Below are 13,508 nucleotides of genomic sequence, written 5' to 3'. Positions count from 1 at the left end.
GTCGGACAAGTCGGGGGCTTTCGGTCACGCCGTCAGCCCCCTGCACCACTGAGCCCGTAGCCCTGTCGTCGCGCCGCATTCCGCGGCGGGACGCGTAAGTGTGCGCTCGGGGCTGGCCGCGGTGACGAGATGACCTTCTCGTGCCTCTCCTCACCTCGGAGCCACTCGATGCCTCTCCCGCTGTACCTGCTTGCTCTGGCGGTCTTCGCCATGGGCACCTCGGAGTTCATGCTCGCCGGTCTCCTGCCGGACATCGCCTCGGATTTCGACGTCACCGTCGGGACGGCAGGCGTGCTCACCTCGGCCTTCGCGATCGGCATGATCGTCGGCGCCCCACTGGTGGCCGCCCTTGCCCGTAACTGGCCGAGGCGCCCGGCCCTTCTCGGGTTCGTCCTCGTTTTCGCGGCAGCTCACGTCTTGGGCGCCGTAACAACGAGCTTCCCCGTCATGTTCGCCGCCCGAGTCGTCGCCGCGCTCGCGAACGCGGGGTTCCTCGCCGTCGCTCTGACGGCCGCCGCCGTGCTGGTCTCACCCGACAGGAAGGGACGCGCGCTGGCCGTGCTGCTGTCCGGCACGACGGTGGCCACGATCGCCGGTGTCCCCGGTGGGTCGGTGCTCGGCACGGCGCTCGGCTGGCGGGCCACCTTCTGGGCTGTCGCCGCTCTCTGCCTGCCCGCGGCTGTCGGCATCCTGAAAGGCATCCCAGCAGGACGTGATGAGCCCGAGGCGACTGGCAGGCCGTCGTTGCGAGCGGAGCTGACCCAGCTCACCAGGGCGCGGTTGATCCTGGTGATGCTGCTCGGCGCACTGGTGAACGCGGCAACCTTCGGAAGCCTCACGTTCCTCGCCCCCGTGGTGACCGACAGCGCCGGGCTGGACGAGTGGTGGGTCTCCGTCGCTCTGATGCTCTTCGGCGCTGGTTCCTTCGTGGGCGTCACCGCCGCCGGACGGCTGTCCGACCGAAGCCCCGGTCCGGTCATCGCGGTCGCCGGTCCGCTGCTGCTCGTCGGCTGGCTGGCTCTGTCGCTGCTGGCCGACGACCCGGCCGCCCTGTTCACCCTCGTGTTCGTGCAGGGCGCACTGTCGTTCGCGCTGGGCAGCACGCTGATCACACGGGTCCTCTACGAGGCAGCGGGAGCCCCCACCATGGCCGGGTCGTACGCGACAGCGGCGCTCAACGTGGGCGCCGCCACCGGCCCCGTCATCGCCGCGGCCACTCTCGACACCGAAGCGGGGGCCCTCGGGCCGCTATGGGCAAGCGCGCTCCTCGTCACGATCACACTGCTCACCGCCTTCCCCCTCCTCACCGTCATCACGGCAAACCAGAACACCGAGATGCTGCGGTGACTCACGCCCGAACGCCCTTCTCGCGTCGTCGTTCAGGGTGGCCTTCGACCGTGAGGACGCCTGCCCGCGCCGCGCCCGCCCTCCCCATGGCCGTCCTCATGTCGGCTTGAGTAACGCTGTAATTCCGGTCCAGTGCCATGGCGGGGTCACTCAGGCGTCCGGTAACATCCCGTCGAATCGCGCTTACATATTGCAGATGGGGGCGGTTTACAGAAGCTGCGAATTCCGGCGGGAACACAGGAGTGGTCAGTCATGTATGTTCCGGCCGTTTACCAGGCCCGAGAGGGTCGGCAGCTGGTCGAGGTGGTCAGTCAGTACCCGCTCGCCGTACTGATGACCAATGGCCCGTCCACCCCGTTTTCCACGCACCTTCCGGTGATTCCCGCCTCGGAAACCGACGTGGACGAACTCGTCGGGTCGACGCTGCTCGGACATATGAATCGCGCCAATCCGCACTGGTCCGCGCTGCGCGCCGGAATTGCGGCCAAGGCCGTCTTCTGGGGGCCGAATTCCTATGTGACACCGATGCTGTACCCCTCCGACCCCGCCGCCCCGACCTGGAACTTCGTGTCGGTGCACGTGGAAGGCGTGCTCCAGCCGGTGCACGACGACGAGGAGACCCTCGCGGTCGTCCGACGCACCGCGGCCCGCCTGGAAGGCCGCTTCGGTGCTGGCTGGGATCAGGAAGGCTCACTGGACTACTTCCGTAAGATCCTCCCAGGCGTGGGCGCGTTCCGCCTCGAAGTCCGCTCGGCACAGGGGATGTTCAAGCTCAGCCAGGACAAGGAGCCCGCTGTCCGGCGCCGGATCCGTGAGCACTTCGAGGCGGACGGCACCGGACCGACCCGGGAACTCGGCAGAGCCATGCGCAACTTCGACGAAGCGACGGAACGAGAGTACGGCGCCTGACGGCCACGGCGACACGACTGGGGGAAGAGCGGACACGTGAGGCACACCGAGCTGACACGGAGAAACTTCGCCGGCTACGCGGGCATCGTCCTGCTGATGAGTTCCGTCGGCGCCGCCTTCAGCGCCGTGGACCTGGCGATGGTCGCCCCGCTCGGCCTTCGGTACGTGGCCGCGGTCGGCCTGGCCGACCTGGTCGTGACCGGGGTGCTGGCGTTCGCGGGCGGCCTGGTACGGGTGTTCTGCAGCCGCCTGGCCATCGCCGAGGGCGAGGGGGAGCGCGGGCGGCGGCTTCCCGTACTGCTCATGGCACTGCTGTGGTGCGGCCTCGCCTGCCAGCTCCTGTTGCTGCCCATCGCGTGGGGCTCCGAATGGTTCCTGGACCTGATCGGGCAGGACCCGGAGCTGGTGCCCCTCACCGCCGACTACATCGTGGTCCGGCTGCTCGGCGTCATGGTGCTGGTCGGGTACGCCGCGGTGAGCGAGGCACTCAAGATCTGCGGCATGAAGAACCTGTCCTTCGGCGTCGTGAGCGTCGGGTTCTTCGCCAACGCGGGACTGAACTACCTGGTCCTGTACACCAGCATCAAGACCGTCTTCGCCTCGCCCGCCCAGGCCGTCGCGGTCTCCACGGTGATCGTCCAGGTGCTGATGGCGGGCGGCTGCGCCGCGCTGTTCCGGCAGCGGATGCGCGCGCAGGGGGAACGCTTCGAGCGGCCCGCGGCGGGCGAGGTCAGGACCGAGTTCCGGTCGATGGCCCGAATCGCCCCGGGCATCGGAGCGCGCGACGTCAACGACTACATGGCCGCGATCGTCCCGTTCCTGTTCATCGGCACGCTCAGCCCCGGCTCGGTGGCGGCGGCGGTCGTCGCCTCGAAGATCTACACCCTGTTCTGCCGGGTCCCCCAGTCCTGTGTCGCGGGTGTCTTCACCTACTACGGCTACCAGGTCGGCAAGGGCGCCACGCCCCGGGAACTGGCGCGACGGGGACGGACGCTGCTGTGGTACACCGCCATCCCGACCGCCGTCGGCACCCTGCTGATCATGGTGAGCGGTCCCTGGCTGGTGCAGGTCTTCGGCGGCGGCGAGGAACTCGACGTACGACTGGCGACGATCCTGCTCGCCGCCTTCATGGCCACCATGCCGCTGTACGTCCTGGAGGCCGTCTACAGTGCCGTGCTGACCATCCACCAGCGCGCCGCGCTGCTCTCCGTGACCTCCGCCGTGACGACCTACGGGATCATGATCCCGCTCTCCTGGTACGCGGTGTTCGTGCTGGAGTCCGCGTTCTGGGCCATCGCGCTGGGCGGCATCGTCTCCTCGGTGGTGATCGTGGCGGTGCTCTGGCGGGCGGTTCACCGGGACCACTGGGCCCAGGCGGCGGCGGAGCCCGCGGCGGTGGGCGGTGTCTGACGCCCTCGTGCCGACCCGTGGCGGTGAGCGGCACGGACTCAGTACCCCTGAGGGACACCACATCGCGTCCCCGGAGGGCCATCTCGACGGCATGCTGCGTCAGTTGCGGTCCGTCCTGGACCGCCCCGAGCCGGACGAGGACGGCCTCGTCGAGATCATGTCGCTCTACAACGACCTCGGGTTCGTGTGCCTGTTCCTGGAAGGGAGCGGCGACACGACGGGCCTGGCGCGGCTCGCCGACCTGCGCTGGTCGTTCAACGAGGACCCCGCCCTCCGCTCCCGCCTCCTGGCGTACGTCACGGACCTGTCCTGTACCGACCCCGGGGTGGAGTCGGCGCGGCAGGAGTACGTACGACTGTGCCAGGAGCCCCGTGACACCGGGCGGCCTGTCGTCGAGGCGCTCACCGGACTACGGGCCTCCCTCGGAAAGTTGCGTGACCAGCAGCGGGCCCTGCTCCGGCGGCTGGGCGTGGACTCCGGCGCCGAGCCTTCCGCGGTGTTCACCCAACTCGTCAGCGGCGTCCCACGGGCCGAGACCAGGGACAAGCTGGCGCTCGCCTGGCGGGAGCGGTCCGACCAGCAGCTGCCCGAACTGACCCGCCACGTCGACGAGTTGATCGCCGCCCGGCATCGCGGCAGTGCCGCCCAAGGCCATCCCAGCGTGCTGGCGCACTCCCTGCTCGGGAGCCGGACCACGGAGGGGGAGATCCAGGGGTTCCTGGACCACTGGCTGCCGCTGGCCCTGCGCACTCACCGGGAACTGCGGGCCGAGCTGGGCGACTTCCTCGGGACGACCGACCCTCCGATGACCCACGCGGGATGGGCGATCCGCGCCGCGCTGGGTGGTCTGCGCACCCCGCGATTCCCGCTGCGTGCCTGCCTGGACTTCGCCTTCGCCGTCACCCGCGCCGCCTTCGGCCTGACCGCGCGGCTGGCGCCCGACGACGGCTCCGGCCGTCTGACCGCCGACGTCTTTTCCGACAGCGCACCGCTCGGCCGGATCGTCCTCGACCTCTGGGAACGCCCGGGCAAGAGCACCGCCCACCACACGGTCGGCATCCGTAACCGCACCGCATGGGGCTCCCTCGTCCAGCGACCGGTGTCCTACCTGTCCTGCGCCTTCCCCGCCGACTCCGCCGCCGGGGGACTCACCCCGCGGAACGTGCACAGTCTGTTCCACGAGTTCGGTCACGCGCTGAACCACCTGCTGATCCGCGACCGGCTGCCGCACGCCGCCGGGCTGGAGCGGTTGCCCGCCGAACGGATGGAGTGGCTCAGCCTGTGGTGGGAGAAGTGGGTGTACCACCCGGAGTTCGCCCGCTTCCTGGCGCTGTCGCCGGCCGACGCGGAGGCCTGGGAGAACACCGGACTCGCCCGATGGCTGGAGTACCGACAGGGTGCCGCGGAGCAGGCCGTCGCCGCCGCGCTGGACTTCGAGGCGCACCGCCGCCCGGACACCGGCGGCCTCGCGGCGGTCTACACACGGCTGGAGGAACGGCACGGGCTGTCCGACTGCGTGGAGTTCGGCCGCTTCCCGGCACAGTTCGCCCGGCCGGTGTTCACCGCCCGGCCCGGCCTGCACTTCAGCTATCTGTGGGGCGCCGCACAGAGCGCGGAGACCTTCGCGCCGTACCAGGGCCTCACCCTTGACGAGATCGCCGCCCGGCCCGCCCTGCGCGAGATGTTCACGCCCTGCTTCGACACCGCCGCGGCGTCGCGGGTGCCGGGGACCGCGGCCCTGCGACGGCTCTGCGACACGGCGCGGCTGCCCGTCGCACCGGTACGGACCTGACACGGGAGGCGAGCTGCCATGCCAGTGGTCGACTTCGGAATCGCGGGCCTCGGGACCTGTCTCGGCGAGCCCGCCGACGTGCTCAGGGACGCGCACCGCTACGGCGTGGCGCCCGAACTCGCGGCCCGGATGGGATTTCGCACCTACCACAGGGCACCCGCCGGGGTGACCACTCCCATGCTCGCCGCCGCGGCCGGCCGTACCGCGCTGGAGCGGGCCCAGGTGGACGCCTCACAGGTCGACTACCTGGTGGTGGCCAGCGCCAGCATCCCGGAGTACTTCAACTGGGACCCGTCCACCGCCGTCGCCCGCGAACTGGGCATGCGGGACGTCCGGACACTGCTGCTCACCCAGACCTGCACGTCCGGAGTGCTCGCCTTCCAGTACGTCGCCGGTCTCTTCGCCACCCGCGACGACGTCCGTACGGTGCTGCTGGCGTGTCCGGAACGCGTCAGCGAGGAGCAGCACAGCCGGATGGGAAGCGGCACCACCGCGGACAGCGACGGCGCCGCCGCCGTGGTGCTGCGGCGCGGTCACCGATCGCTGCGCTGGCTGGCCACCGAGCAGCTGACGGACGCCCGGTACGCCGACTTCCACCGCCTGGAGTACGGCGGCAGCGCCGCGCCCTTCCCACCCGAGGGGACGCGCAACCACGACATCGACCCGGCGCAGCTCCTCTACCGGACGTTCGAGGGGGATCCGGAACGGTTCATCGCCTACGCCCAGATGACGGACGCGCGGCTGGCGGAGGTGGTCGACAACGCCTGTGCCCGCACGGGCACCAAGCGGACCGAGCTGTCCAGGATCCTCCTGCTCAACGCCAACCAGGAGGCGATGCGGGGGATGGCCCGCGCCCTCGACGTGCCGCTGGACCGCACCAACGCCGAACTCGCCGCCCGGCTCGGGCACTTCGGCAGCGCGGACCCCCTGGTGTGTCTCGACCTCTGTCAGGACCGTGGTGACCTGCGGCGGGGGGAACGGATCGCGCTGGCCGGTGTCTGCGCCGGGCTGCACTGGTTCTGCACCGTCCTGGAGGTCTGAGGCTCAGGCGGTGTGCCGCAGGTACCGCGCCACACCGGCCCTGACGCGGTCGAGGAGCAGCTTCAGGTCCTGCGTCGTGTAGACGAGGGCGGGCAGCAGCAGGAGGGAACTCGGCCCGGGGTGGACGATGGCGCCCTCCTGGCGGATCGCGGCCACCAGGTCGGCGATGTCCTGCTTGCCGAACTCGCCGCCGTCGGGGCGGGACAGCATCAGGGCGCGCAGACAGCCCTTGCCCTGGGTCGACGTGACCACGTCGACGTCCCTCACGAGCGTCGCCAGTTCGGTGTCGAGACGGGCGGCGAGCCCCGCGCCGCGCGCGACGGCGTCCAGTCGGCGCATCTCGTCCAGGGTCGCCAGGATCGCCGCGGCGGTCACCGGGGTACCGGCCTGGGTCTCCCCGGCCCCCAGCACCGCGCCGGCCCGTGTGAACACCTCGGCGACCGGCCGTGACACGATCACCGCGGACGCCGCGAGCGTGCCGTTGGTCAGGGCCTTCGACGTGATCAGCACGTCCGGCGGCTCCGGCCAGGCCTGGCTGGCGAAGAACGGGCCGACCCGCCCGTAGCCGGTCGTGACCTCGTCGGCGACCAGCAGCAGACCGTGCTCCCGGCGCAGCCGCAGCAGGGCGGCGATGTAGTCGTCGGTCAGCGGCAGCGCGGGCGTGCCGATTACCGGCTCGACCACGACGGCCGCGATCCGCCCGCGGTGCCGGTCGAGCAGCTTCTCGAGTTCCTCGGGATCGTTGGCGTGTACATGGGTGACGAGTCTGCGGTCCACGCCGTAGATCCGGTCGCCCAGGTTCGCGCTGGTCAGCGCCGCCGCGCCGAAGGTGAGGCCGTGCCAGCCGCCGTGCAGGCCCACGATGCCCTTGCGCAGGTCCTCGCCGCGCAGCGAGAAGTACTGCCGCACCAGCTTCATGGTCAGGTCGTTCGCGGCCCCTCCGGAGGTGGAGAAGAGCACCCGGCCGTAGTGCTCGGGGCCGGCCACCTCGACGAGCGCCTCGGCGGCCCGGCGGGCGTAGGAGTTCTCGTACCCCCACAGGCTCAGATAGGAGGCGTCCCGCAGCGCCGCGTGCACGGCGTCGGCGATGGCGAGGTTCCCGTAGCCGAGAACACAGTTCCACAGCCCGCTCGTGCCGCACAGCAGCTCGGGCCCGCCCTTGAAGCGCACGCGCACACCGTGCGCCGACTCGGCGCAGTACGCGTCGTCCCCCTGGTTCTCGACGGGCGTCATCATCGGCCAGAGCGGACGGGTGGGGCGGGACATGAGTACCTCCGGGATGGGGGCGGTGTCAGAGGAGGGAGCCGGATGATCCGCCGTCGAGCCTGCACACCATCCCGTTGGCGGCCCGGCCCAGGCCGGCGAGGTACTCGACGCTGCGCAGGCAGGCCTCGAAATCGATCAGTTCGTCGATGACGTAGGACGGATGAGCCTTGCGCAGGTACGCCCGGGTGACCTCCGCGGTGCCGGTCGAGTGGCGCTCGGCCAGCCGCCCGAGGTCGGTGAGCTTCTGCGGGTCCGGAAGCGGTCCCAGCAGCAGCGTCGAGACACTGGCGCCGCCGGAGCGGAAGGTGTCGGCCAGGGCGGTGGTGAGGACCCGCAGGGCGGCCTTGCTGGCGGCGTAGGGGCCGGAGCGCCGGTTGGCGTGGTAGATCGCGTCGGAGTTCACCACCACACACGAGCAGAACCGGCCGGCCGGTCGAGCGGCCAGCAGGTCGTGCAGCAGTTGGTACGGCACCAGGGCGTTGACCCGGAAGAGGGTCTCCAACTCGGCGAGATCGGGCTCGCCCGTGCCCTGCCCGCGGTATGTCCGCCCGTAGGACACGGCGTTGTGCACGATCAGGTCGTAGCCCTCGTCCTGACGGTCGAGGAAGGGCTTCAGCTGGCCGGGAACGGACAGGTCCAGGTGGACGTAGTCGAAGGTGTGCGCGTACGGCACCTCGCCGGCCGGGCGGCGTCCGGTCCCGACGACCGCCCAGCCGGACTCGGACAGCCCCCGGGCCAGATGGGCACCGAGGCTGTGGCTGGCACCGACGACCAGGGCACGTTTCACGGTGACGGCTCCTCGGCGGCGGCGGCCGGTCGGAAGCGGAAGTGGTAGACCATGCCGGTGTAGGAGCCCGCGTACATGCTGCCGTCGGGGCCCGCCACCGGGGTGGTGTCCATCGCGGGGTCGTGCTCGGGCAGTCCCAGCAGCTGGCTGGTCTCCCAGCGGAACCGGCCGTCGTCGCGGTCGAGCGAGACCGCGTTGCCCCGGCCCACGACGGCACCGAAGCTGCCGTCCGGCAGCACGGTGAAGGAGGTGTAGGAGCGTGCGCCGTAGCCGGGGGCGCTCCAGCGGACCGTACGACGGTGGATGTCGACGCCGAAGGCCGTACCGTCCTCGGTCCCGGCCACCAGGACGTCCCCCGAGACGGCCGGACTGGAGACCACCTTGGCGCCCAGCGGGACAGCGCCGACCGCCCGGCCCGCGGCCGTGTCCAGGAAGTGGCAGCGGCCGTCGACGGAGCAGACCACGACCTGGTCGAGGTCGTGCAGCGCGGCCGGGGAGGACCTGATGGTGGCGCCCACGTCGTGCCGCCAGCGCTCCCGGCCGTCCGGCGCCAGGCACACCAGATGCTCCGCGCAGGCCACGACGGCGTCCCCGGCCGCGGTGGCGACGGGACTGGCGTAGGGATCACGGTGGGCGGCGGAACCGCCGTGCGCCGCCTGCCAGGGGCGTGGCAGCTCATGGGTGAAGCGGAGGTCGCCGGTGGGGAGGTCCAGGCCGAGGCAGCGGCTGCCGAAGGCGGCCAGCACCAGCAGGTCCGCGCCCTCCAGCACCAGGGGTGTGGCGTACAGCGGCGCCCCGGTCTCCACGGACCAGACCGGCCGCCCCCGGAGGTCGAGGCAGGCCACCTGCCCGTGGATGGTCGCCGCGATGATCCGGCGCCGGGAGCGGTCCACGACCAGCGAGGCGTAGACGGGACCGGCCAGTCGCCGCTCCCAGTAGACCTTGCTCAGGGAGCGGTCGTGGAGACGGACGTACCCGTCGTATCCGGCGACGACCGCGCCCACACCGGGCACCAGCACGGGGGAGGCGCAGACCGGGACGGGGATGGTCTCCTGCCGGCGGTGGTGCACCAGCTTGCGGTAGCCGCAGACCTGGGGCTCCGCCTCCCACCGGGTGGGCGGTGCGTCGCCCCTGCCCAGCGGGAGGACCGACCGGCGCGGGTCGTGCCGGAACCGGGGCGGTGGCTGTGGCGCGGGCCGTGGGTGCCCGGCCGGCCCGGGCCGGCCGGGGCTGTGCGGTACGGCCTTCATCGGCCGTCGGACCTTCCGGTGAGCCGCTCCAGCGCGGCGTGCAGGGTCGCCGCCGCCGGATGCGACAGCCGGCGCGCGCACCGGGCGCCCTTGGACAGCACGTCGGCGTTGCCCGGGACCAGCTCGGTGAGCGTCAGGTAGTCCGCGAGCGCCGCCTCCGGTTCGCCGACCTGCTCCCAGCACGAGGCGGCCATCATCAGGTGGTGGCCCACGTACGGCGGGCCGGTCCTGGCCGCGGTGTCGTACAGCTCCGCTGCCTCCCGCGGACTGCCGAACCGACGGTACCCTTCGGCCAGTTCCCCGTAGCTCACCGACCACGCGGGGTCCAGGTCGATCAGCGCCCGTCCGGCCTCGATGGCCCGGTCGCGGTCCTTGGTGACGTACATGTGCTCCTTGAGCGCCGACTCGTGGTAGGTCTTCAGCAGGTTCAGCTCGTAGGCCCGCGAGGCCTGCTGCCTGACGGTCTCCTCGGCGGCGGACCGTGCGGCCTCCATGTACGCCCGCGTCTGCTGCGGCAGCCCCTTGGCGGCCGGGAGCATTGCCAGCCCGCGGTACCAGGACGACAGGCCACTGGGGTCGAGACCGGCCTGCCGGGTGGCGATGGCGTTACCGACCCGCACGCTCCAGTGGAAGTCCTCCGCCGGCACCTCCTGCCGCTTGAGGTACCAGACGACGGCCTGGGTGCACGCGTCGAGCGTGCGGTGCGGGGGAACGCCCCCCTCGGTGATGGCCTGCCGCATCGCGGCGAACGCCGGTCCCGACGTCCTGCCGTCCTCCCTCCGGTTGGAGATCATGAACTCCAGCCAGGCGACCTCGAAGCGCTCCCGGCTGCCGTCCGCCCGGGCGGCGGCTCTGGTGAGGACCGTCTCGGCGAGGTCGTGGCGCGCCAGATTGATCAGCACCGAGGCCAGGTTCACCTGCTCGACGAAACCCAGCTCGGCGTGCCCGTCGACGAGGTCGCCCAGCCGTCGCGCGGCCGTGGTGGGCCGGTGCCGCAGCCACGCCAGGTCGTCGTGTGGTACGCCTTCGAGAACGGCCACTTCCTGGAGCACACTCGGCTCGAAGACCTGCGTGAACCGGTACCCGAACCGTTGCCAGTCGGTGTGCTCGAAGGCCTCGACACTGGCCTGGGAGAAGATGTCGGGCCGCTGCCCGGTGGCGTCGGTGACGCATTCGAGCCCCACCATGGTCTGCTGGAAGGCGTTCCGAGCGGTCGTCGCCCGCTCACTGGTGACCGTCACCGCGCGTCCTCCCCGTCCTTGAAGCTGACCAGCAGCCCGTGACCGGTGCCGACGAACGCTGAGAAGAGGCGGTTGCTCCTGCCCACCGCCCGCACATAGGTGTCGATGGCGGCGGCCTCCCGGTCCGGGTCGTCGCCGGGGCCGGCCTCGGCGCTGAAGTCGCCGCCTGGGGCGACATCGTCGGCGATGAGGACGCCGCCGCTGCGCAGCACGGGGAAACACGCCTTGAGGTAGTGGGGGTACGACTTCTTGTCGGCGTCGATGAACACCATGTCGGCGCTTTCCCGGGGCAGCGTGGCGAGATAGGCGGACGCGTCGTCGTGCACCACCTCGACCTTCTCGCCCACCCCGGCCTCGTCGAGGTATCCGCGCGCGAGCCGGGCCGCCCGGGCGTCGGCCTCGATGGTGACCAGCCGGCCCTCCGGGGGGAGCCCACGGGCGATGTGGATCGCGGAGTACCCGAACAGGGTGCCGACCTCGATCACGAGGCGGGGCCGGTACATCCGGGTGAGTAACTGGAGCATGCGGGCGCCGTTGTCGTCGACCTGGATGGCGGGCATGCCCTCGTGGAGCAGCGCGTCGCGCAGCACCCGGTCGAGTATCTCGTCCCTCGGGCCCAGTCTGGAGCGGATGTATGTCATCGCATTCTCTGTCATGAAATCGACTGTTTCATCGTCGCGTCATAGAAGTCGAACACGGCCTGAACATCCGGTGCGATGCTCGGCTCATCGAACTCGAAACACGCGGTGAATGTTCCTTCGAATTCTGCCGGATCGAGGTCGGAAAGTCTCCGGGTGAGGAGGGGTGCGAACATCTCGGCACTGGCCGCGGCTCCCCACAAATAGGTGAAGGAGGCGCCCGGATTCGTATTGATCATGGGCCAGGTGAAGTAGGGAAGGAATTCGCCGAGATCGCAGTGGCGGGAAATTCCGAACCTGTTGTCGAGAGCGTCGAACGCTTCGCGGACCCCGGTTGCCGCACCGCCGTGCACCTCGAAGTCCAGGGCGGCGGTGACGGCCCGGTCGACATGGGTGCGGCGATATTCGAGGACCTTCACCCGGCGGCAGAAGTCCAGACCGACGCGTTCCTCGGCCGAGAGGCCGAAGTGCTCGGCGAGATCCGGGTGGTAGACCCACTTCTCGCTCCACATGCTGAGGTTCTCGATGCGCTCCAGGGGCAGGTAGTCAAGACCGGACTGGGTCGGCAGCCGCTTGCGGATCAGGATGTGGTTGACCGCGTGCCCGAATTCGTGGAACAGGCTGTGCACGTTCTGGAACGTGATGAGGTCCCGGCCGTCCGGCCGCCGGTGGAACCGGCACGACACATAGGCGACCGGGTGCTGGACGATGCCGCCCCAGTCCGCCCTGTTGCGGATGCCCTGGGTGGTGTTGGCGGCGATCCGCTTGCGGTCCGACTCCCACAGATCGAAGTTGATGTACCCCAGGATCTCGTCACCGCGACTGACGGACACGGTCAGCACATGGGTGCCGGACGTCGGAAGCTCGCGTACCCGCAGCCCGAAGACGCGTTGGGCGACCTCGGTGAGGAACGCCAGACAGGCGCGGAGGTCGAACAGGGGAACCGGGAGATCGCCCTGAAGGCGCCGGACGTAGTGGCCGAAGTGGTCCATCGGCGGGCCGGTGTCGGTGACCGTTTCCCGGATCTCCGACTCCAGGGCCGCGTGCTCCTGGAGAGCGGTGACCACATAGGCGTCGATCAGCCGCCGGATCGCGTCCCCGGGCACCGAGGAGCGCCGCAGGGTCTCCGAGAGGACCGTCGCGTGTCCCAGGCCCTTGCTGATCTCGCGCCGGACCGAGATCTTGCGGTCGATCACCTCGGCCAGCGCCTCGCGCCGCTTGTCCCGCAACACCTCCATGGCGCGGCTCAGTTTCACCCTGCGTGACGCGTCGGCCGTAGTGCTGATCAGCGTGTAGGCGAGGGCTTCCGGTGAGCCGCCACGGGTGTCCAGGCCGAGGCGGCCCAGCAGGTCCAGCTGGTCCCGCTGTCCGGCCCTGACGATGTCCTTGGCGCTCGCCTGGAGCTGTTCGAGCCTGTCCGTACGGGACTGATCGGTGTTCCGCTTGGCGGTGAGGTGCTCGACGTAGGCGAGCCGGGACGCCTCGATGTCGCTGTCGGTGCAGTGCAGATCACCGCACAGGGCCAGCAGTCGCGCGTCGTCCACGGCGTTCCTGAAGAAGGTGTCCCGGTAGGGCAGCAGCCATTCGTAGTTGACGAACTCCTCGTTGGATTCCAGATAGAGGAACACATACGCGACGTTGTCGTAGATGGCGGTCGCTTCCGCGAAGGATGCTTCGGTCAGGGTTGACCCGGCAAGGATTTCATCGAGCCGTGCCTTCATGCGACGGAGCATCTCGTGGGTTTCCTGGAGGCTCACCTGGTCCAGGCCGGTGATGGTGTCCACAAGCATCAACCCATCCGTATCCGATAGGTGCGGGTTGATACTG

Annotated in this window: 11 protein-coding genes; 5 read left to right on the top strand and 6 right to left on the bottom strand. The window is 70.4% G+C overall.

Features of this window, described 5'->3' with window-relative positions; genetic code table 11:
• Positions 1–168 precede the first annotated feature (168 nt).
• The 5 genes from KBY47_RS09635 (at position 169) to KBY47_RS09615 (ending at position 6,499) form a co-directional block, all read left to right on the top strand.
• The gene (locus KBY47_RS09635) at positions 169–1,347 is read left to right on the top strand and encodes a Cmx/CmrA family chloramphenicol efflux MFS transporter (protein WP_210920573.1); all 1,179 of its coding nucleotides are present in this window, start codon (positions 169–171) and stop codon (positions 1,345–1,347) included.
• 252 nt (positions 1,348–1,599) lie between these two features.
• Positions 1,600–2,256, top strand: a complete 657-nt coding sequence (locus KBY47_RS09630) for an FMN-binding negative transcriptional regulator (RefSeq protein WP_210920572.1) — start codon at positions 1,600–1,602, stop codon at positions 2,254–2,256.
• 36 nt (positions 2,257–2,292) lie between these two features.
• Entirely contained in the window at positions 2,293–3,666 is a 1,374-nt protein-coding gene (locus KBY47_RS09625; RefSeq protein ID WP_210920571.1) for an MATE family efflux transporter, read from the top strand.
• Positions 3,659–5,458, top strand: coding sequence for a M3 family metallopeptidase (locus KBY47_RS09620; protein ID WP_210920570.1), 1,800 nt, complete (start codon positions 3,659–3,661; stop codon positions 5,456–5,458). Before KBY47_RS09625 ends, KBY47_RS09620 begins: the two co-directional genes overlap by 8 nt.
• Before the next feature lie 18 nt (positions 5,459–5,476).
• Positions 5,477–6,499, top strand: a complete 1,023-nt coding sequence (locus KBY47_RS09615) for a 3-oxoacyl-ACP synthase III family protein (protein WP_210920569.1) — start codon at positions 5,477–5,479, stop codon at positions 6,497–6,499.
• 3 nt (positions 6,500–6,502) lie between these two features.
• Here the strand turns inward: KBY47_RS09615 and mpaD are convergent, their stop codons facing one another.
• The 6 genes from mpaD to KBY47_RS09585 are packed head-to-tail and all read right to left on the bottom strand — an operon-like array spanning position 6,503 to position 13,471.
• Positions 6,503–7,765, bottom strand: a complete 1,263-nt coding sequence (gene mpaD / locus KBY47_RS09610; RefSeq protein WP_210920568.1) for a daptide-type RiPP biosynthesis aminotransferase — start codon at positions 7,763–7,765, stop codon at positions 6,503–6,505.
• Positions 7,766–7,790: 25 nt separating this feature from the next.
• A complete protein-coding gene (locus tag KBY47_RS09605) occupies positions 7,791–8,552 on the bottom strand; it encodes an SDR family oxidoreductase (RefSeq protein WP_210920567.1) in 762 nt (253 codons plus the stop codon).
• On the bottom strand, positions 8,549–9,802 hold the full coding sequence (locus KBY47_RS09600) for a PQQ-binding-like beta-propeller repeat protein (RefSeq protein ID WP_210920566.1): 1,254 nt from the start codon (positions 9,800–9,802) through the stop codon (positions 8,549–8,551). The genes KBY47_RS09605 and KBY47_RS09600 overlap by 4 nt, the downstream gene beginning before the upstream one ends.
• Entirely contained in the window at positions 9,799–11,043 is a 1,245-nt protein-coding gene (locus KBY47_RS09595) for a lipopolysaccharide assembly protein LapB (RefSeq protein WP_210920565.1), read from the bottom strand. The genes KBY47_RS09600 and KBY47_RS09595 overlap by 4 nt, the downstream gene beginning before the upstream one ends.
• Positions 11,040–11,699, bottom strand: a complete 660-nt coding sequence (locus KBY47_RS09590; RefSeq protein ID WP_210920564.1) for an O-methyltransferase — start codon at positions 11,697–11,699, stop codon at positions 11,040–11,042. The genes KBY47_RS09595 and KBY47_RS09590 overlap by 4 nt, the downstream gene beginning before the upstream one ends.
• Positions 11,696–13,471, bottom strand: a complete 1,776-nt coding sequence (locus KBY47_RS09585; protein WP_210920563.1) for a M3 family metallopeptidase — start codon at positions 13,469–13,471, stop codon at positions 11,696–11,698. Before KBY47_RS09585 ends, KBY47_RS09590 begins: the two co-directional genes overlap by 4 nt.
• Between the last annotated feature and the right edge of the window lie 37 nt (positions 13,472–13,508).

The organism is Streptomyces sp. B93, from assembly GCF_018070565.1.
In the GTDB taxonomy this organism is placed as follows: domain Bacteria; phylum Actinomycetota; class Actinomycetes; order Streptomycetales; family Streptomycetaceae; genus Streptomyces.
The sequence above is the reverse complement of the archived record's forward strand: the minus strand, read 5'-3'. Positions and strand labels throughout refer to the sequence as shown.

Coding starts and splice junctions, on each gene's coding strand:
- KBY47_RS09635 (WP_210920573.1), top strand. CDS start 169: ATGCCTCTCCCGCTGTACCTGCTTGCTCTGGCGGTCTTCGCCATGGGC.
- KBY47_RS09630 (WP_210920572.1), top strand. CDS start 1,600: ATGTATGTTCCGGCCGTTTACCAGGCCCGAGAGGGTCGGCAGCTGGTC.
- KBY47_RS09615 (WP_210920569.1), top strand. CDS start 5,477: ATGCCAGTGGTCGACTTCGGAATCGCGGGCCTCGGGACCTGTCTCGGC.
- mpaD (WP_210920568.1), bottom strand. CDS start 7,765: ATGTCCCGCCCCACCCGTCCGCTCTGGCCGATGATGACGCCCGTCGAG.
- KBY47_RS09600 (WP_210920566.1), bottom strand. CDS start 9,802: ATGAAGGCCGTACCGCACAGCCCCGGCCGGCCCGGGCCGGCCGGGCAC.
- KBY47_RS09590 (WP_210920564.1), bottom strand. CDS start 11,699: ATGACAGAGAATGCGATGACATACATCCGCTCCAGACTGGGCCCGAGG.
- KBY47_RS09585 (WP_210920563.1), bottom strand. CDS start 13,471: ATGCTTGTGGACACCATCACCGGCCTGGACCAGGTGAGCCTCCAGGAA.